Origin of the sequence: Streptomyces noursei, assembly GCF_016917755.1 — a bacterium.
GTDB lineage: Bacteria > Actinomycetota > Actinomycetes > Streptomycetales > Streptomycetaceae > Streptomyces > Streptomyces yunnanensis.
This window is the reverse complement of record NZ_CP070326.1, coordinates 418,778-438,291: the sequence shown is the minus strand read 5'-3', so window position 1 is coordinate 438,291 and position 19,514 is coordinate 418,778. Positions and strand designations below refer to the sequence as shown.

Annotated in this window: 15 protein-coding genes; 14 read left to right on the top strand and 1 reads right to left on the bottom strand. The window is 73.4% G+C overall.

Translation table 11 applies throughout. From position 1 onward, the window contains the following. Positions 1-2: 2 nt before the first annotated feature. The 14 genes from JNO44_RS01670 (at position 3) to JNO44_RS01605 (ending at position 16,873) form a co-directional block, all read left to right on the top strand. Entirely contained in the window at positions 3-1,034 is a 1,032-nt protein-coding gene (locus JNO44_RS01670) for a MupA/Atu3671 family FMN-dependent luciferase-like monooxygenase (protein ID WP_205360689.1), read from the top strand. Further along, positions 1,031-2,392 carry a condensation domain-containing protein gene (locus JNO44_RS01665; protein ID WP_205360687.1) on the top strand — a complete coding sequence of 454 codons (1,362 nt, stop codon included), beginning with the start codon at positions 1,031-1,033 and terminating at the stop codon, positions 2,390-2,392. The genes JNO44_RS01670 and JNO44_RS01665 overlap by 4 nt, the downstream gene beginning before the upstream one ends. Further along, a complete protein-coding gene (locus tag JNO44_RS01660; protein WP_205360685.1) occupies positions 2,389-3,369 on the top strand; it encodes a beta-ketoacyl-[acyl-carrier-protein] synthase family protein in 981 nt (326 codons plus the stop codon). The genes JNO44_RS01665 and JNO44_RS01660 overlap by 4 nt, the downstream gene beginning before the upstream one ends. Positions 3,370-3,467: 98 nt before the next feature. Then, positions 3,468-4,328: an acyl carrier protein gene (locus JNO44_RS01655; RefSeq protein ID WP_205360683.1), complete on the top strand. Its 861-nt coding sequence runs from the start codon at positions 3,468-3,470 to the stop codon at positions 4,326-4,328. Between the two features lie 6 nt (positions 4,329-4,334). Beyond that, on the top strand, positions 4,335-4,589 hold the full coding sequence (locus JNO44_RS01650; RefSeq protein ID WP_067356678.1) for a phosphopantetheine-binding protein: 255 nt from the start codon (positions 4,335-4,337) through the stop codon (positions 4,587-4,589). Beyond that, positions 4,586-5,920: an MFS transporter gene (locus tag JNO44_RS01645; protein WP_205360681.1), complete on the top strand. Its 1,335-nt coding sequence runs from the start codon at positions 4,586-4,588 to the stop codon at positions 5,918-5,920. Before JNO44_RS01650 ends, JNO44_RS01645 begins: the two co-directional genes overlap by 4 nt. After that, positions 5,917-9,024, top strand: coding sequence for a non-ribosomal peptide synthetase (locus JNO44_RS01640; protein ID WP_205360679.1), 3,108 nt, complete (start codon positions 5,917-5,919; stop codon positions 9,022-9,024). The genes JNO44_RS01645 and JNO44_RS01640 overlap by 4 nt, the downstream gene beginning before the upstream one ends. After that, the gene (locus tag JNO44_RS01635) at positions 9,021-9,341 is read left to right on the top strand and encodes a chorismate mutase family protein (protein ID WP_205360677.1); all 321 of its coding nucleotides are present in this window, start codon (positions 9,021-9,023) and stop codon (positions 9,339-9,341) included. The genes JNO44_RS01640 and JNO44_RS01635 overlap by 4 nt, the downstream gene beginning before the upstream one ends. A 20-nt stretch (positions 9,342-9,361) precedes the next feature. After that, complete coding sequence (locus JNO44_RS01630) at positions 9,362-10,561, top strand: lactate 2-monooxygenase (RefSeq protein ID WP_205360675.1); 1,200 nt, start codon at positions 9,362-9,364, stop codon at positions 10,559-10,561. After that, positions 10,558-12,540 carry a CocE/NonD family hydrolase gene (locus tag JNO44_RS01625; RefSeq protein ID WP_205360673.1) on the top strand — a complete coding sequence of 661 codons (1,983 nt, stop codon included), beginning with the start codon at positions 10,558-10,560 and terminating at the stop codon, positions 12,538-12,540. The genes JNO44_RS01630 and JNO44_RS01625 overlap by 4 nt, the downstream gene beginning before the upstream one ends. Positions 12,541-12,605: 65 nt before the next feature. Next, positions 12,606-13,568: a GNAT family N-acetyltransferase gene (locus tag JNO44_RS01620; RefSeq protein ID WP_205360671.1), complete on the top strand. Its 963-nt coding sequence runs from the start codon at positions 12,606-12,608 to the stop codon at positions 13,566-13,568. 397 nt (positions 13,569-13,965) lie between these two features. Further along, positions 13,966-14,415, top strand: a complete 450-nt coding sequence (locus tag JNO44_RS44735; protein ID WP_338058551.1) for a hypothetical protein — start codon at positions 13,966-13,968, stop codon at positions 14,413-14,415. A 137-nt stretch (positions 14,416-14,552) separates the two neighbouring features. After that, on the top strand, positions 14,553-15,398 hold the full coding sequence (locus tag JNO44_RS01610) for a dermokine domain-containing protein (RefSeq protein ID WP_205360669.1): 846 nt from the start codon (positions 14,553-14,555) through the stop codon (positions 15,396-15,398). Continuing rightward, positions 15,395-16,873 (top strand): NADH-quinone oxidoreductase subunit NuoF family protein, encoded by a 1,479-nt coding sequence (locus JNO44_RS01605; RefSeq protein WP_240167921.1) that lies wholly within the window; start codon positions 15,395-15,397, stop codon positions 16,871-16,873. Before JNO44_RS01610 ends, JNO44_RS01605 begins: the two co-directional genes overlap by 4 nt. 322 nt (positions 16,874-17,195) lie before the next feature. On the opposite strand, the gene JNO44_RS01600 is transcribed toward JNO44_RS01605, so the two are convergent. Beyond that, on the bottom strand, positions 17,196-19,505 hold the full coding sequence (locus tag JNO44_RS01600) for an MMPL family transporter (protein ID WP_205360667.1): 2,310 nt from the start codon (positions 19,503-19,505) through the stop codon (positions 17,196-17,198). Positions 19,506-19,514: the final 9 nt, after the last annotated feature.

Genomic DNA, 19,514 nt, shown 5'->3' with positions numbered 1-19,514 from the left:
CCGTGGACTTCAGCCTGATCTTCTTCTCCGGCGACGAGAAGAACAAGTACCGCTTCGTGCTCGACGCGGCCCGCTACGCCGACGAGAACGGCTTCACCGCGATCTGGACCCCCGAGCGGCACTTCCACCGCTTCGGCGGCCTCTACCCCAACCCCTCGGTGCTCGGCGCCGGCCTGGCGATGGCCACCCAGCGCCTGCAGATCCGGGCCGGCAGCGTCATCCTGCCGCTGCACAGCCCGATCCGGGTGGCCGAGGAGTGGGCGGTGGTCGACAACCTCTCCCGCGGTCGCGCCGGCATCGCGCTGGCCACCGGCTTCAGCCCGTTGGACTTCGCCATCAAACCGGACGGCTGGCAGGACCGCCGGCAGCGCACCTTCGACGCGGTCACCACCATCCGCGAACTGTGGGAGGGCGCACCGGTCTACGTCCAGGACGGCCTGGGCAATCACGTCGAGGTGGAACTGCATCCGCAGCCCGTACAGCCCGAACTCCCCATCTGGCTCACCTGCACCAAGAGCCGCGAGACCTTCGAGACGGCCGGACGGCTCGGCTGCAACGTGCTGACCGCGCTCATCGACATGACCAACGAGGAGCTGGAGGAGAAGCTCGCCCTCTACTACGAAACCCTCGAACAGTACGGGCACGACCCCGAGAGCACCACGGTCACGCTGATGCTGCACACCTTCATCGGCACCGACCTGGAAGAGGTGCGCGAGACCGTCTGGCCGCCGTTCAGCGACTACCTGCGGTCGTTCTTCACCGTCATCGACTCCCAGAAGAAGAACCTCGCCCCGGGCGCGGGCGTGCGGGACATCTCGGCCGGCGACCAGGACGAGCTGATCAAGTTCGCCTTCGACAAGTACTTCGAGAAGGGCGCGCTGCTCGGCACCCCGGACTCCTGCACCAAGGTCGTCGACCGCTTCCAGGGCATGGGTGTGGACGAGATCGCCTGCCTGATCGACTTCGGCGTCGACGAAGCCCTCGTCGCGGAGAGCCTGAGCCACCTCAACGAACTCCGGAGGCGCTACGCATGACCGCCGACCTCGCGGCCCGACTCGCCGCACTCACCCCCGAGCAGCGGGCCCGCCTCCGCGCCCGCCTGCCCCGGGCACGAGCCGCCCGGCACCAGCTGACCCCCGGTCAGCTGCGGCTGTGGGAGACCAGGCAGTGGGTGGCCGATCGCCCGGTGGACGTGGTCTGCCAGGCAGTCCACCTCACCGGCGCCCCGGTCGACCTCGACCTGCTCGCCGCGCGCGTGCACGGCTTCGTCGCGGCCCACGAGGCGCTGCGCACCACCTTCGAAAGCGACGGGGACGGGGCCGCGGTGCGCCCGGTCGTGCACGCGCAGCTGCCCCCGGGGCTGATCCGCACCCGCTGCTCGGGAGCCGAGGAGGCCCACGCGCTCGCCCGCGAACTGGCCGCCGAGCCCTTCGACCTGGGCAACGGCCCCCTGCTGCGGGTGGCACTCGCCCAGGGGCCGACGGCCGACCAGGCATGGCTGCTGGTGGTGGTCCCCAACCTCGTCTTCGACGCCTGGTCGTTCGAGCTGCTGCTGGACGAACTGGCCCGGCCCGCGGACACCGACCCGCCCGCCGCGCCGGCCTTCAGCGCCTTCGCGCACGAGCAGCGCGGCTGGCTGGAGAGCCCGGCGGGCCGGGCGGCGGCCGCGTACTGGGCGTCCGAGGTCGCCGACGCCCCGCCGCCGCTGCCCACCGACCGGCCGCGCCCGGCAGGCACCGGTCGGGCGGGCGCCCGGGTGCCCTTCGCGGTGTCCCGCACGGTCGCCGAGGGGATCCTGGCGGCCGCGCAGCGCGAAGCGGCCACCGCCTACATCGGATGGCTCGCCGTCGCCTGGGCCGCGCTCGCCGAACACGGCGGCCGCGACGACCTGCTGCTCGGCACGTTCACCGCGGGCCGGGACCGGCCCGGCGGCACCGACGTCGTCGGCTATCTCCTCAACGTGCTGCCGGTACGGCTGCGGGACGCCGGCGACGGCTCGCACGCCGCCCGCACCCGGGCCGCCCGCGCCGCGACCAGGGCAGGACTCGCGCACGCCGCCTACCCCGGCGAACTGATCGCCGAAGCGCGCAGGGTGCCGGGCACCCACCCCCTGTTGGACGCCGTCTTCGTCTTCGACAACCTGGGGGAGGCCACCCGGGAGATCCAGGGCGCCCAGGTGGCCACCGCCGACCTGGACAAGGGCACCGCACGCTATGACCTGACGCTGGCCGTCTACCCCGGCCCGGACGGCGCCGACGGCTGGCTGGAGTACGACACCGAGCTGTACGAGGAGAGCACCGCGCGGCGGATCGTCGAGCGGTTCACGGCACTCGCCGAGCAGGCCGCCCGCGGCGCGGTGGAGAGCCGACCCGGCGAAGGGGGACCGGCATGATCACCGCACGGCTCTGCGCCCCCGCCTATGAGCTGGGCGAGTACGCCGCCCCCGTGACCGAACTGCCGGAGCTCCAGGCCGACCCCCGCATCGCGGCCGAACTGACCGCCCCCAACGCCGGGTTCGCCACCTACCGCTGGTCGGACGCACCCGTCGTGGAGCTGATGGCCGCCGCCGTCCAGTGCACCCTGGGCGAGGCCGGGATCCCGGGCGACGAGGTCGATCTCGTCCTGCTGGCCACCGACTCGCTGCCGGGCGGCCGTGCGGCACACCGCGACGTCGCCGAACTCCTCGCCGAGACCGGACTGACCCGCGCCACGGCCGGCACCCTCGGCCTGATGGACTGCGCCACCGCCATGGCCGCCCTCGGCACCGCCGCCTCCCTCGTCCGGGACGGCAGCGCGCGCCACGTCCTGGTGGTCTCCGGAGACGTGGCCGACCACGCCACGGGCGGCGAGCGGGTCGTGGCGGGGGGAGTGGCCATCGCGAGCGACGCGGCGGCCTCCGCGCTGGTGTCCGCCACCGCCGCGGGCCTTCCGATCCTGGGGATGGCCCACCACACCTCGGCCGCCCCCGGCACCGGCGGCGGGGCGCGACAGGAGCTGACCGCGAAGGTCACCGCACACCGCGAGCTGTTCGCCCGCCTGGCGGCACACCACCCGCACCGCCCCGAGAGCGTCCGCGCCGTCCTGCCCAGCAACTTCGCCCGCATGGCGCTGGAGATCTATCTCTCCGACGTCGGCTACGGCGGGGACAAGCTCGCCCTGGGCAACGTGGGCCGGATCGCGCACTGCCTGGGCAGCGACCCGCTGATCAACCTCGCCGACCGGTTCGCCGACGCCATACCCGCCGGGCCGGGGACGAAGGACGGCACCGGTGCGGAACACCTGGTGCTGCTCGGCGCGGGAATCTCGCACCTGGCGGCCGTACTGCTGGACGCGCGACTATTGCCCGACGCCTCGGAGGGAGCCTTCTGAGCGGCAACCGCCCGCACCACACGGGTGCCGGAGGGGGCGCGCTGAGCGCCGCCTATCTCAACGGTTGCGCCGCCGCGCTGGGCGATCTGCGCAGGAAGGTGGCCGAACTGCCGGAATACGCCTCGGAACCGCCCCGTCCGGGGGCCGGGTTCGACACGTACCGGCTCGCGCGGGGCGGCCTGTCGGACCTGCTGCGCCCGGCCCTGAAGGACGCGCTGGCCGCTGCGGGGACGCCCCCGGCGGCGGTGGACACCGTCCTGTTCGCCACCGAGTCGCTGCCCGGGGGCGAGGCGTCCCAGACCGCCGTCGCCCAGCTCCTCGGCGACCTGGGGATGTCCCACGCCTACCCGTTGACGCTCGGCCTCGCCGACTGTTCCACGGCCACCGCGGCCCTCACCGTCGCGGCGGCGCTGGTCGGTTCGGGCGCGGCCCGGACCGTGGCGGTGGTCTCGGGAGATCTGGTGCGCACGGTGCTGCCGGGCGGCCGGGTCCTCCTCGGCGGCTCGGCGGTCGCCAGCGACGGGGCCGCCGCGGCCGTCGTCTCCGCCCGACGACACGGATGGGAGATCCTCGGCGGTGCCCGTCAGGTCTCCTACGACCTCTTCGGGACCGGCCCCGCCGCCCACCGCCTCGGGGCCCAACTCGCGGCCTATCAGGGCCTGTTCGAGGACCTGTGGTCGGCCACCGGCCTGACCCCGCCGGAGGTCGCCGCGGTCCTGCCCAGCAACCTCGCCGCGGACACCCTGCGGCTGTTCCTGGGCGAGGCCGGCTTCGCACCCCGGCAGCTCTACCAGGACAACGTGGGGCGGATCGCGCACTGCCTGGGCAGCGATCCGCTGATCAATCTCATCGATCGTACGGAAGCGGGAACCACGAGGGACGCGTACCCCGTGGTCGCCCTGCTGGGATCAAGTGCGGCACATCTGGCCGCCGTTCTGCTACGCGCCGTGGAGGACTGAAACAACATGTCACCTGTCGAGGAGAGGATCGCCGCCCTCTGGCGGGAGGTGCTGGGCCCGGACCTGGCGCCCGGTACCGTCATCGGCGTCGAGGACGACTTCTTCACCCTGGGCGGTACGTCCATGCAGGCGATGGCCCTGGTACAGCGGCTGCGCGAGGAGTTCGGGGTCGCCGTGGGCCTGAGCGCGCTGCTGGCGGACGCCACGCCGGGCGGGATCGGCGCCGCGGTCACGGCAGCCGGGGGAGCCCTCCGGTCATGAGGTTGGAGTCGGTGGCCGCCCTGCGCACCTTGCCGCCGCGCACACGGGTGGTGATGGCCGCCAACCTGGTCAGCTCGGTGGGCACCGGCCTCGTGCAGCCCTTTCTCGTCCTGTACCTGACCCGGGTACGCGGGCTGCCTGTGGGCACCGCCACCGCCGTCATCTCGGTGATCGCCGGGGCGTCGCTGGTCGGCGGCCCGGTGGCGGGACGCCTCGCCGACGGCTTCGGCATCCGGCCCACGGCGGCCGCGGCGATGACCACCGCCGCCGTGGGCACCACCGGATTCGCGCTGGTGACGGAGGTGTCGGGCGCCGTACTCGCCGGCCTGACCTACGGCCTGGCCTACGGCGCCATGCTCTCCGTGTGGAACGTCGTCATCGCCCGGAGCACACAGGGCGAGAGCCGCTCCGCCGCCTTCGGGCTGCAGTTCGTCGCGCTCAACGTCGGGGTCGGGCTCGGCGGAGTGCTGGGCGGAATCTTCGCCTCGACCGCGGATCCCGGCCGCTTCCAACTGCTCTACGTGTGCGACGGCCTGTCGTTCCTGGTGGCCGGGGCGTTGCTGATCCTCGCGCTCGGCGGGCGGCGCGCCCCGTTGCCGTCCGACCACGACACCGCCCCCGAGGCCGGCACCGGCGCGCGCGGCCACCGTGTGGTGCTGCGCGACCGGGCCCTGCTCAAGGTCCTGGCACTCACCGTCGCGCTGATGGTCGTCGGGTACGGGCAGCTGGAGTCCAGCATCCCGGGGCTGGTCGCGGTGCAGGGCATGGACGCCCGCATCATGGCGTGGGCGTTCGTGGCCAACACCTGCTGCATCGTGCTGATCCAGGCCGTCGCCGTCACCCGGATCTCCCGGACGCCGCCCGCCGCGCTGCTCGCCGCCACCGCCACCAGCTGGGCAGGCTGCTGGCTGTTGCTGCTCCTGGCGGCGGCCGGCGCCGGCACGGCCGTCGAAGCGGCCCTGGTCATCGGCGCGTTGGCGGTCTTCGCCGTCGGTGAGGCGCTGCTCGCCGTCGCCCTGCCCACGCTGGTCAACAGCCTGGCCCCCGAGGCGTTCCGCGGCCGCTACAACGGCGCCTACTCCGCGGCCATGTCCACCGGCTTGGTGATCGGCCCGCTGCTGGGCGGAGCGCTCCTCGGCGCGGAACAGACCTGGCTGCTGCCGGTGGTACTGGGCCTGGGGTGCCTGATGTGTGCCGGTTGCGCGGTGTTGCTGGGCCGCCGGTCGCCCCGGGCACGCGCGGCGGCGCAGCCGGCACCCGAGGTGTACGACACCGACAGTCACGAAGTGCCCTGCCGGGTGGAGCAGTTGGAGGGTGGAGAGGTGCGATGACCGACGGACAAGGCCACGGCGACGGCCGCGGCACGATGCACGGGGTCTTCCGGCAACGGGCCGCGGAGCACCCGGACGCCCTCGCACTGATCCACCGCGACACCACTGTGAGCTACCGGACGCTGGACCGGGCCTCGGACGCCTTCGCGGCCGAACTGGCCGACGCCGCAGTGGGCGCCGGCGACGTGGTGCCGGTGCTGATGCCGCGGTCACCGAGGTTCGTGGCGGTCGTGCTCGCGGTGCTCAAACGGGGCGCCGCCTACGCGGCCATGGACCCGCGCTGGCCCCGTTCGCGGGTGGCGGAGCTGGTGGCGCAGACCGACGCCCCGCTGATCGCCGCGACCCCGGACCAGGCCGAGGGCTGGACGCGCCCGGTATGGGTCCCCGAGGCGGACCTCGCACGGGTGGCCGCCGCGCCCGCCCCGCGCCTGGACACCCCACCCGTCGAGGAGACCGACACCGCGTGCGTCTTCTTCACCTCCGGCAGCACCGGCCGCCCCAAGGGGGTGCTGTCGCCGCACGCCGGGACGGTACGGCTGTTCGGCCCGGACCGCTTCATGGCCGTCGGCCCCGGCACGGTCATGTCTCAGGCCGCCCCGCTGCCCTGGGACGCCGCTTCGTTGGAACTGTGGTCGATGCTGCTCAGCGGCGGCACCAGCGTCCTGATCGACGAGCCCTACCTGACCGCGGACGGTCTGCGCACCCTGGTCCGCGACACCGGGCTGAACACCCTCTGGCTGACCGCCTCGGTCTTCCACATGCTCGTCGAGGAGGACCTCGACTGCTTCGACGGGATACGGCAGCTGCTGGCCGGAGGCGAACGGCTCTCCCCCGCCCACGTCCGTCGATTCGTCGCGGCACACCCCGGCACCGCCCTGGTGAACGGCTACGGGCCCGCCGAGTCCACGGTCTTCGCCACGACCCACCGCATCACGCCCGAGGACTGCGCCACGGGAGCGGACATCCCGGTGGGCCGCCCGGTGCCCCGTACCGAGGTGTTCGTCCTGGACGAGCGGTCACGCCCGTGTCCGCCGGGCACGACCGGCGAGATCTGCGTGACCGGCGCCGGCCTGGCAAACGGGTACCTGGCCGACCCCGAGCGGACCGCCAAGAGCTTCGCCGACATCGACCTCGGCGCCGGCGGCCCGCGCCGGATGTACCGGACCGGCGACCTCGGCCGCTTCTCGGCCGACGGAGTACTGCACTACGCGGGACGTGCCGACCGTCAGGTCAAGGTCCGCGGGCACCGCGTCGAGCCGGGCGAGGTGGAGGCCCGGGTCGCCGAACTCCCCGGAGTGCGCCGCTGCGTCGTCATCCCGCTCATGTCGGCGGGCGCCTGCGTGGGGCTGGCCGCCGCCTACACCTGCGCGGACGGGCGGCCCGTGGGCGAGGACACGGTCCGCACCGCGCTGGCCGCGCACCTGCCCGAGTACCTGATGCCCCGGACCCTCACCGCCGTGGACGGCTTCCCGCTGACCGGCAACGGCAAGTTGGACACCGAGGCCCTGCTGGAACGGGTGACGCGGGACGCGGGCCCCCAGGCCCCGGCCGCTCCGCACCCCCGCCCCCACGACCGTTCGACCGCGGGCCTGGTGGCGCACGCCTTCGCCGAGGCCCTGCACACAGACGGCACCGTTCCGTACGACACCTCGTTCTTCGCGATGGGCGGCGACTCCCTGGACGGCGCCCGCCTGTGCGTCCGGATCGGCGCGCGCACCGGCGTCCCCGTGCCGCCCTCCGTCTTCGTCGCCGGCCCGACCGTGCGGGAGTTGGCGCAGTGGATCGAGGCCCGTACCGAAACGGCGCGCACACCCGCCCCCGAGGACCGCCCGGCGCCCGGCGAGCCGCTGCCGCTGCTGCCCACGCAGAGCGGGTTCCTCTTCGAGCAGCAGCTCGACCCGACCGACACCTCCGCCCACTGCGAGCTGATCTGGCGGGTGACCGGGGACTTCGCCCCGGAGGCATTCCGCGCCGCGGTGGCCGACGTGCACCGGCGACACCAGTCGCTGCACGCCCGGTACGTCTTCGACCGGCGCCCCGTCGCACTGCTCGACGAGCGGATCACACCGGTCCGGACGACGGAACTGGCCCCGGCGGCGCACCAGGACGCGGCCCTGGCAGCCGTCCGTGCCACGCTCGGCCGGCCCCTGGACATCGGCACGGGCGAGAACTGGCGGTGTGTCCTCGCACCCGAGGCATCCGGTCGCGCATGGCTGCTGGGCATCGTCGTCCACCACATCGCCTTCGACGGCGCCTCGATCCGCCCGCTGGCCGACGACCTCTCGGCCGCCTACGCCGCCCGCCTGCGGCACCGGACCCCGGACACCGCGCCCCCGCCTTCCCTGGCAGCCGTCCTCGCCGGCGCCCGCGCCCAGGTCGACGAGACCGGGCTGGCAGAACAGCGCACCTTCTGGCGCGACGAGGCGACCGGCGTACCCCCGCTCACCGTGCCCGGCCCCGACGACGGTGACACCCGACCCCGGCCCACCTTCCGGCTGACGGCCGCCGAATGGGCCGCACTTGAGACGCGCGCCCACGGCTGGGGCAGCACCCGCTTCGCCGTGGCGCTCGCGGCCTACGCCGAAGCGCTCGCCCTGGTCTCCGGCGACCGGGACCTGGCGATCGGCGCACCGATCGCCAAGCGCTACCACCCGGACACCGCAGACGCCGTCGGCTGCCTCATCGACGTCCTCTGCTTCCGCATGCGCCCGGCCGGCGACGGTACGGCGGACCACGTGCCGGCACTCCTGGCAGGCGTGCACGCGGCACTGGCCGCCCAGGACGTGCCGTTCGAGGACGTCGTACGGATGGCCGCCGACCCCGCCCGCGACCGCTCCCGCCACCCGCTGTTCCAGACCCTGTTCGCCCTGCAGAGCGCCCCGCCCCGCAACCTCACGCTCGACGGCTGCGAAACCGTCGTCGTGGGACCCCGGGCCGACCGCGCCCTGCACGAGCTGGAAGTCGAGGTGTGGCCCGAGCACGACGGCGGTGCGGAGGTGGTGTTCGGGCACCGACCCGGCACCGCCGCCCGGTTCGTGGCGGACGTGGCGGCGGCCTACCGCCGGTTGCTCCGGGAGCTGGCCGCCGGGGCGGACCGCACATGAACGAGCGCCCCGCCGCCGCGCGCCGGGCAGCCGCCGGCGAGGACCCGGCCCGGCACGGCGCGCGCCTGCACGAGCTGGACGGCGACATCATCCGGCTGATCCAACGGCGCGTCCGCGAGGACCGCCTGCTGCAGGACGCGCGCCGCGCCGCCGGCGCCGCGCGGACGGACCTGGCAGGGGAGAACGCCGTACTGCGCCGCTACCAGGAAGCACTGGGACCGGCCGGCGCCCAACTGGCCCTGCTCCTGATCGGCCTGACCCGCCACCGGGGCCAGGCGCCCGGCGGCCGGCAGGAGCATCCGTCACACGAGCCCTGACCCCTGACGAAGGAGAAGGTATGGCAGCGCCCCGACGCGGTTTCGCGGACTACCAGTTCGAGATCTACCTCAAGGGCCTGGAGGACCAGGTACCCCCCTTCACCACGGACCTGTCGGCCTTGGAGGACGCGGCCCGCGAACGGATCGACCCACAGCCGTACGGGTACGTCGCGGGCGCGGCCGGTACCGGGGCCACCGCCCGGGCCAACCGCGCCGCGTTCGACGCCCACCGCATCGTTCCGCGCATGCTGCGCGACGCCGCCCCCCGCGACCTGCGCACCACCGTCCTCGGCAGCGAACTGGCCGCCCCGGTGCTGCTCGCCCCCATCGGCGTGCAGTCCGCCCTCCACCCCGAAGGCGAACTGGCCACCGCCCGGGCGGCCGAGGCCACCGGGATCCCCATGGTGCTCAGCACCGCCTCCTCGCACACCATCGAGGAGGTCGCCGAGGCCAACGGCACCGGGCAGCGCTGGTTCCAGCTGTACTGGCCGCACGACGAGGAGGTGACCGCGAGCATCCTCGCCCGGGCCCGCGCGACGGGCTACACCACGCTCGTCGTCACGCTGGACACCTGGCAGCTGGCCTGGCGCCCGCACGACCTGGACCAGGCATACCTGCCGTTCCTCCGCGGCAACGGCGTGGCCATCCCGCTGTCCGACCCGGTCTTCCGCTCCCGCCTCGACCGCCCCGTCGAGGAGGACCCGCGCGCGGCGGCCATGCAGTGGCTTCCGATCTTCAGCGGCAAGGCACACACCTGGGACGAACTGGGCTTCCTGCGCGAGCACTGGGACGGCCCGATCGTGCTCAAGGGCATCCTGCACCCCCAGGACGCCCGCCGCGCCGTGACCGCCGGTATGGACGGTGTCGTGGTCTCCAACCACGGAGGGCGCCAGGTGGACGGAGCGGTCGCCGCCCTCGACGCCCTCGTCGACGTCGTGGCCGAGGCCGGCGGCGAGACGGAGGTGCTCTTCGACTCCGGGATCCGCAGCGGCGCGGACGCCTTCAAGGCCCTGGCCCTGGGCGCCCGTGCCGTACTGCTCGGCCGCCCCTACGTCTACGGCCTGGCCCTCGGCGGCGCCGACGGAGTGCGGCACGTCGTCCGCAGCCTCCTCGCCGACCTCGACCTGACGATGGGACTCGTCGGATGCACGCGGGTGGCGCAGATCGGCCCGGACACACTGCATCGCCCCGCACCGGCGGGAGGGGAGGCACGACGGTGAAACGACCGTCACCCCGGGCCCGCCGACTGACCGCGGCCGTCACCACGGTCCTCGCCCTGGCCGCGTCACCGATGCTCCTCACCCGCGCGACCGCGTCCCCGGCCCACACCGCAGGTCCTGGCCCCCGGGTCTCCGACGGCCTCCCCGCCGCCTCGACAGCGTCCGGGCAGTGGCCCCCGGACACCGGCCGGGGCCCCTGCGAGGTCCGCAGGACCACCGACGTCGGCGCCACGATGCGGGACGGCACCGTCCTGCGCGCCGACGTCTACCGGCCGCTGACCGGCGACAAGGTCCCGGTCATCCTGATGCGGACCCAATACGGCAAGGCGGACGCCGAGGTGCAGCCGTCGAGCTACCAGTCCCCGCAGTGGTTCGCCTCGCACTGCTACCTCGTCGTCATACAGGACGTGCGCGGCCAGTACGCCTCGGACGGTGACTTCTACGAGTTCGCCAACGAGGGCAAGGACGGCTACGACAGCGTGGAGTGGGCCGCCCGACTGCCCGGCTCCAACGGCAAGGTGGGCATGTACGGCTCCTCCTACGTCGGGGCCACCCAGTGGCTCGCCGCCGCGGAGCGCCCGCCGCATCTGAAGACGATCGTGCCGGCCCTGACCTCCGACGACTACGACGACGGCTGGACCTACGAGGGCGGCGCGTTCCGGCTGAACTTCGTCATCCCGTGGGCCATGCGCAAGATCGTCCCCTCGGCCGCCGCCAACCGGCGCGACTGGGCCACCTACCACCAGGTCAACCGCGACTACCAGGACGTCAACGGCTGGCTGGGCACGGCACCGTACAACGCCTTCCGGCCCTTCCACCCCGGTGACCCGAAGGTCGCCCCGTACTTCTTCGACTGGATCAAGCACCGCACCTACGACGACTACTGGCGCCGATGGGCCCCCAAGGAGCACTACCCGAAGATCGACATCCCGGTGCTCAACTACGCGGGCTGGTACGACGCCTTCCTGGACGGCTCGGTCAACAACTACCAGGGCATGGTGGCGCGGGCCGGCTCGCCGGCGGCCCGCGCCAACCAGCGGCTGGTCATCGGCCCCTGGGACCACACCGGCTGGGGCCGCCCGACCAGCGCGCCCGCACCCCTCCTCAAGGCCATCGGCCCGGCCGGCAACAGCCCCATCAACGAGATGATGCTCGCCTGGTGGGACCACCACCTCAAAGGCAGGGACAACGGTGTCGGGCGCAACGGCGTCGACTACTTCGTCATGGGCGCCGACAAGTGGCGCACCGCCCCCACCTGGCCGCTGCCGCAGACCCGTTGGCAGGACTACTACCTGGGCAGCACCGGCCACGCCGCGGGCAACACCCAGGACGGCACGCTCTCCACCACACCACCGGGCCGGCACCACCGCGCACCGGCCGACCACTACACCTACGACCCGCGCAACCCCGTCCCCAGCGTCGGCGGCCACTCCTGCTGCACGGCCGCGATCAGCACCCAGGGCCCGTACGACCAACAGCAGATCGAACAGCGCCCGGACATCGCCGTCTACACGAGCGAGCCGCTGGCACGGGACACCGAGGTCACCGGACCGATCACGGTGAAGCTGTACGCCGCCTCATCGGCCCCGGACACCGACTGGACCGCCAAACTGGTCGACGTGCACCCCGACGGCACGGCCGTCAATCTCAACAGCGGTATCGTGCGCGCCAGTTACCGGACATCCTCGACCGAGCCCACCCCCATCGTCCCGGGCAAGGTGTACGCCTACACCATCAAGGTGTGGCCGACCAGCAACCTCTTCCGGAAGGGCCACCGGATCCGGCTGGACATCTCCTCCAGCGACTACCCCCAGTACGACCCGAACCCCAACACCGGCAGCTGGCTGGGGCAGTCCACGGCCCGCCGCACGGCGCACCAGACCGTGCTCCACGACGCCGCGCACCCGTCCAAGGTCACCCTCCCGGTGATCCCGGACGGCGGCCCGGAACGGGGCAGCGACACACCACCGCAAAAGTAGAGTCGGCGGTGCCCGCGCCGACGCAGAGGCAACCCACGGCAACCGAAACGACGGAAAGGCAAGGCATGCACCACGTACGCCGGGCCCGCACGGCCGACTACCCCACACTCGTGGAGTGCGTCCAGCAGTGGTGGGGCGACTCCCGCACCCCCGAACAGGCCCGGGAGCTCTCCCTGTTGCTGCCGCGGCTCTTCCTCCAGCACTTCGCCGCCACCAGTCTGGTCCTGGAGGACGCGACCGGCATCCGGGCCTTCCTGGTCGGCTTCCACTCCGCCGACGACGAACAGCAGGCATACATCCACTTCGTCGGCGTGGACCCGCAGCTGCGCCAGCAGGGCATCGCCCGCCGCCTCTACACCCGCTTCTTCGAGCGCGCCGCGGCGGCCGGCCGCACCGAGGTGCGTGCCATCACCTCACCGCAGAACACCGGCTCCATCGCCTTCCACAAGGCCATGGGCTTCGAACTGGCCCCCGGCGACCTGGAGTCGGCCGGCCTGCCCGTCCACAGTGACTACGACGGCCCCGGGCAGCACCGTGTGGTCTTCCGCAGGAAGCTCGGCTCGTCGAGCGCCGACCCCCTGCAGTCCTTCACGACACGCCCGGCGGGGCCGGAGGACTTCGACACCATCGTCGGGGTGGTCGACGACTGGTGGGGTCGCCCCGCCTCCCGCGACCTGACACGGGTCTTCGTCGACCACTTCTTCGCGACCAGCCTGATCGCCGAACGCGACGGCGAACTGGCCGGCTTCGTCATCGGCTTCCTCTCGCCGTCCAAGCCCAAGGAGGCGTACATCCACTTCACGGGCGTCGCCCCCGCCTGGCGCCGCTCCGGCCTGGGCCGCTACCTCTACGAGCGGTTCTTCGACATGGCCCGCGCCGACGGCCGCACCCTGGTCAAGGCGATCACCTCGCCCCAGAACGCCCGCTCCATCGCCTTCCACAACGCCATGGGCTTCACCAACTCCGCCCCGATCACCGACTACGACGGCCCGTCGCTGGACCGGGTCGCCTTCACCCGCCCCCTCTGACCGGCGCGCCGTGGCCGACCCGGACAGCCACCGTGCCGCCCGGGCCGGCCACGGCACCAAGGAGGCCGGAGCGCCGTCGGCCCCGCCGGTGCACCGGGAAGCTGCGCGGGCAGCCGGTACCGAGAGACGATGTCGGTGGAGGAGTCCCGCGCTTCACGTGAGGAGCGGGTAGCCATGCGGTCGCCTTTCCGCTCAGCTGCTGCGGCCCGCCCGAGCGGCCGTCGGGAACTCGTCACGTTGCTGCAGTGCCTTCCTTTCGTGATCGCACTGCTCGTCGTCGCCATTGACCTCTCGCCCGCGCACTTCCTGTACACCGGCCCCCTGCTCACGGCGACGCCGGCGCTGGCCGCGGTGACGATGGGCCCGAAAGGCACTCTCGCGGCGGGCGGCCCTGGCCATGCTCGTCAGCATCACCACGGCCGCCTACAACCAGGCATGGGGGAGCCAGCAGGTCTACACGAACCTGTTGGCCCTGTCGCTGGTGTCCCTGGCCGGCATCACGATGAGTAGCGCCGCCCAAACCCGCAGGCAGAACGAACTCGACCAGGTCCGCCGCATCGCCGAGGCGGCACAGACCGTCCCGCTGCGGCCCGTACCCGCCCGACTGGGCCCGATCCGGGCGGCGAGCGTGTACCGCGCCGCCGAGACCGGGGCGCAGATCGGCGGCGATCTCTACGAAGCCGCGCAAACCCCAGGTGAGCTTGGTCACGCCACACTCGGCATCTACTACGCGCGACCGTGGACCACAACTCCCGGCGGGCGTCGGAGAAACCGGCGCCGCCCCCGGGGCTCGGTACGGTCGCGGGCCGTATCCCACGCCGTTGTCAGTGCCTGGGGAACGAGCTAACAATGTGCGCTGTCGCGTAGTGCCGCCTGTGCCGCACCTCCGGTGGTGCCCCCTCCCCGACGTGGCCATCCGGAACCCCGATCCGGCTTGGCCACGGCCTCGGCCGGGTCATCCGGGCGCAAGGAAGAAGGTGCCCCATGCCCAGCCTCGCCCAGCTCGTCCCGCCTTCGCTCGCTGCCGCTCCGACCGGCGCGGCCGGCCGCACGACGGCCTTCCTGGACTCCTTCGCCGGCGTCCTGACCCTGCTCTCGCTGACTGCCGTCGTGGCATGCGGGCTCGCCGCCACCGACCGTCTGGTGCTCACGCCACGACTGCGGGTGGCCGTACAGTCGCTGCACCGGGCGAGCACCGTGGCGGCGCTCGGCTTCCTGGCCACCCACATCGCCGTCAAGGTCGTCGAGCGGCACGCCGCCCCGCCGACCGCGGTGGCCCCGTTCACCGGCGGCACCGCCCTCGCGGTGAGCCTGGGCACCGTCGCCGCCGACCTGCTCGTCCTGATCACGGCCACCGGCGTCCTCCGCGGCAGGTTCGCCGGCAGCCGCCGCCCCTGGCTGTGGCGGGTGTGGCACGCGACGGCGTATGTCTGCTGGCCCGTCGCACTGATACACGGGCTGACGGCGGGGCGCACGGCGCACGCAGGGGTGGTCTGGGGATACGGCCTGTTCGCGGCCCTGGTCGCGCTCGCACTGCTGGTCCGTTCCCTGTCCCACCTGGGCCGCCACCGCACCCGGAGCCGCCGCCGGCGCGGCGCCAAGGCGTACCGGCCCGCCACCGCCCGCCCCACCGCGCTGGCCGCCCTGTCCAGTCAGTCCGCCCGACCCGCCACCGGCACCCGTCCGCTCGCCCGGGGCGCCCGCCCCGCGGCACCGACGACGGCGGTCCCCCGGGCCGGACAGGCCGCCGGCCTGCCCAGACAGGCCAGGCATGCAGCAAGGCCAGGAGCCCGGCCGCTCCGACTGGCCCAGCCGGGGAGCGGCGAGTGAAGGGCGCCCCGCTGAAGCTGCCGGACGTGAGCTGGCTGGACCCGGCCCGGCTGACTGCCGGGCTGGACCGCCACCAACGCCTGGACCTCCCCGCGCACACCCGCGTCCACCCGCCGCTCCACCGACCGGACCGGGACGCGCTGCTCGTCCTGGCCGAGGCCATCGGCCTGCCCGGCCGCGGCGGCGCCGGCTTCCCCTTCGCCCGCAAGGTCCGGGCCACGCTCGCCACCGCCGACCGCACCGGCGCGCCGCCGGTCATCGTCGTGAACGGCGCCGAGGGCGAACCGTCCAGCGCCAAGGACACGATGCTGCTCGCCCGCGTGCCGCATCTGGTACTGGACGGCGCGTGCCTGGCCGCATCCGCGTTCGGCGCCGCGGAGATCGTCATCGGCGTCGCTGCGGGCAGTCCCGGTGAGATCTCGGTCCCGGCCGCCCTCGCCGAGCGCGAACTTCCCTGCCGGGCGCGGACGTTGTGCCTACCCGAAAGCTTCACCTCCGGCGAGTCCGGAGCCCTGATCCGTGCCATCAACGGACTGCCGGCGGTCCCGGCACCACTGAAGGCCCGCGCGGCCGACGGCGGAACGGGCGGCGTGCGGCGCCGTCCGACACTGCTCTCCAACGCCGAGACCTGGGCCCAGCTCGCCATCGCGGCCCGACTCGGACCCGACGCCTACGCCGCCGTCGGCACCGCCGACGAACCCGGCACGGTCCTGCTCACCGTCAACCGTCCGGGCACCGATCCACTGGTGGTCGAAGTTCCGACCGGCACCCGGCTGGGCCCGGTGCTGGACGCCTGCGGCCTCCAGCCGGGCGCCGGGGTGCTGGTGGGCGGCTACCACGGTGCCTGGCTGCACCCCGATGCCGTCGACGCACCGCTCTCCCGCGCCGGACTCGCCCGCCTCGGCGGAACCCTCGGCGCGGGCGCGATCGTGACGCTCCCCGACAGCACCTGCCCACTCGGCGAGACCGCCCGGGTCGCGGCCTGGTTGGCGGCCGAGTCCGCCGGCCAGTGCGGGCCGTGCAAGCGCGGCCTTCCCGAGGCGGCCGAGGCCCTGGCCGGGTTGGCCGCGGGCGCGGCCCGTCCCACGGCGCTGGCGGACGCCCGGCGCGCCCTCGGCGCGGCCCAGGGCGGGGGCGCCTGTTCGCACCCGGACGGCGTGGCCCGCTTCGTCCTCACCGCGCTCGATGTCTTCGCCGAGGACCTCGACGCCCACCTGTCCGGTTCCGGCTGCGGCCGTCCCGTGCGCGGTGTGCTGCCCCTCCCGCCCGCGAAGGGCCCCCACCTTGAGGTGGATTGGTCCCGCTGCGCAGGCCACGGTCTGTGCGCCGTCCTCGCGCCCGACCTCATCCGCCTCGGCCCGCACGGCTACCCCACCTCCACCACCGTCCCGGTCGCCCCCTGGCAGGAGCACGGCGCCCGCCGCGCCGTCAACCAGTGCCCGGCGCTGGCGGTACGTCTCCAACACCACGGGTGACGGCCACCCGGCCGACCCTCATGGCGACGACCTGCCCCGCGCCGTGCCGAGAGGTAGCCCTCAACTACCGCTCTGACGCGATGTAGTTGGCGGTCACGGGCGGGCTGTTGCATTGCGCACGCGACAGATCAGAAACAGTGCACGGTGGTCCGAACCGGGCAGTACGAGGGCGTCCGGCTGCTGGCCCTACCGGCCTGGCTGGAGTCCCGGCTCGGTCCATTGCCCGTGGGCGCGGGCTGAGCACGGCCCAAGTGGCGGACCGCCAGGACGAGTTCCCGTGCGCAGGACCAAGCGCGGTGGTCACGGACGACGTGTCGCCCGTTCATTCCTCGGAGAGCCCCAGCCTGTCGTGCAGGCGGCGCAGCGGAGGCGGCGCCCACCAGTTTGCGCGCCCCGCGAGCCGCATCACGGCCGGCACGAGGACGCCGCGCACCAACGTGGCGTCCAGCAGCACGGCCAGCGCCAGGCCCACGCCCAGCAGCTTCAGGAAGGTGATCCCGGACGTCGCCAGCGCGATCATGACGACGGCAACGAGCGCGGCCGCGGCGCTGACCAGGCGTCCGGTGCGTTCCAGTCCGATGGCGACGGCCAGGGTGTTGTCCCCGGTCTCCGCGTACACCTCCTTGATCCGCGACAGCAGGAACACCTCGTAGTCCATGGACAGTCCGAAGGCGACGCAGAACATCAGTACCGGCATGGTGATCTCCACCGATCCGGTCACCGTGAAACCTCCCACCAGCGCGCGCAGGTGACCTTCCTGGAAGACGTAGACCATGGCGCCGAACGTCGCCGACAGACTGAGCACATTGAGCAGTACGGCCTTGACCGGGATCAGCACGCTGCCGGTGAACAGGAACAGCAGCACCATGGTCGTGGCGCCGATGATCAGCATGGCCACGGGGACTCGACTGACGAGCGTGCCACGGGTGTCCTGGAGCACCGCGGCGTCACCGCCCACGAGCACCGGGCCCGGTGCGCGGCCCGTTCGCAACCGTTCGACCAGCGCGGTGCCGGCGGAGGAGTACGGCTCGACCGAGGGCACCACCGACAGCCAGCTGGCGCCACCGGCGCCGAAGGAGGCCGAGGCGGTGGAGGGGGGCGCCACCCGCCGCCCCGCGACGTAGGAGCCGGTGACGGTGTCCACCCGGGCCACGCCCGGCAGGCCCGACAAGCGGGTGGCATAGGCGGCGACGCGATCACGGTCCCCGGAGCTGTCGCCGACGGTGGGCAGCACCACGGACAGCGCGGAGGACTCGCGACTGGCGAACTCCTCCCGCACGAACTGCGCCGTACGGTGCGCGGGCGCGTCGGCGGGCAGCACCCGGTCGTCGACCATGCCGAAGGAGACCCGGGTGAACGGCAGCCCCAGCACCACCAGGACGGCGATCACGGCGACCGCGCACAGCACCGGCCGCCGCATGACCGCGGAGGCGAGCCGGTGCCAGAAGGCGCCGTTCTTGGCGGCCGGCGCCGCCCCCGTCCCCGGATCGCCGCCCGGTCGCGGTCCGCGCCGGAACAGCCGGCGTACGTCCAGCGCGTCGATCCGCGGGCCGAGCAGTCCCAACGCCGCGGGCAGCACCACCAGCGCAGCGAAGGCCGCGAGCGTCACCACCGCCACGCCCGCGTAGGCGAAGGAGCGCAGGAAGTACAGCGGGAAGACCATCAGGGCGGAGAGCGAGAGGGCCACCGTCAGCGCGGAGAACAGCACCGTGCGCCCGGCCGTGCGGACGCTCTGCGCGACCGCTTCGGTGGTGCCGAGGCCGCGGGCCAGCTCCTCCCGGTACCGGGTGACGATGAACAGGCTGTAGTCGATGGCCAGTCCCAGCCCCAGTGCCGTGGTGATGTTGGTCGCGAAGATGGACACCGAGGTCAGTTCGGAGAGCACCCGCAGGACGACGAACGTGCCCAGGATGGAGAACACCCCGATGAGCAGCGGCAGGACGGCTGCCGCCGCACTACCGAACACGAAGAGCAGAATGAGCAGGATGACCGGGGCGGCATACGCTTCGGCCCGGAAGAGGTCCTGCTGGCTGCGCTTTTGGACCTCCACCGCGACCTGCGCGAACCCGGTTGCGGAGACCTGCAGTACTCCCTGACGGCCCGTGACGTGGGGGGAGAGCCTCTTCGCGGTCGTCCGCACCTCGTCCTCGTCGCCGCCCAGTCGCAGGAGCACCAGCGCCGAACGCCCGTCGCGGGCCCTCAGCGGTGCCGCCGAGTCGTGCGGGACGGTCCAATACGAGGTGACCGACAGTACGCCGGGCTCCTGGGCGAGCCGCCTGGTGAGGTCCCGCCCGGCGGTCGCGGTCCGTGGCTCGTCGACCGGTCCCGGGGCGCGGGCCAGAAGTGCCAGGTTGGGGACGCCTGTTCCGAAGCGGTCGGTGAGGAACGTCTCGGCCTTCGTGGACTCCGCCGCCCGGTCGGTGAAGCCGCCGCTGGACAGGCGGTCGGTGACGTCCCCACCGATCGGCACCGCGGCGGCCATGGCCAGCAGCACGACCAGCAGCACCGGTACCCGCAGGCGGACCACAAGGCGTCCGAGAGCGGCGAGCCGGGAGCGGCCGGTCGGTGACCCGGGCCGGAATCCGGGCGGCAGGTCTTCGGTCGCGGTGGTGGTGCTGGTGGGTCTGGGCACGGTGACTCC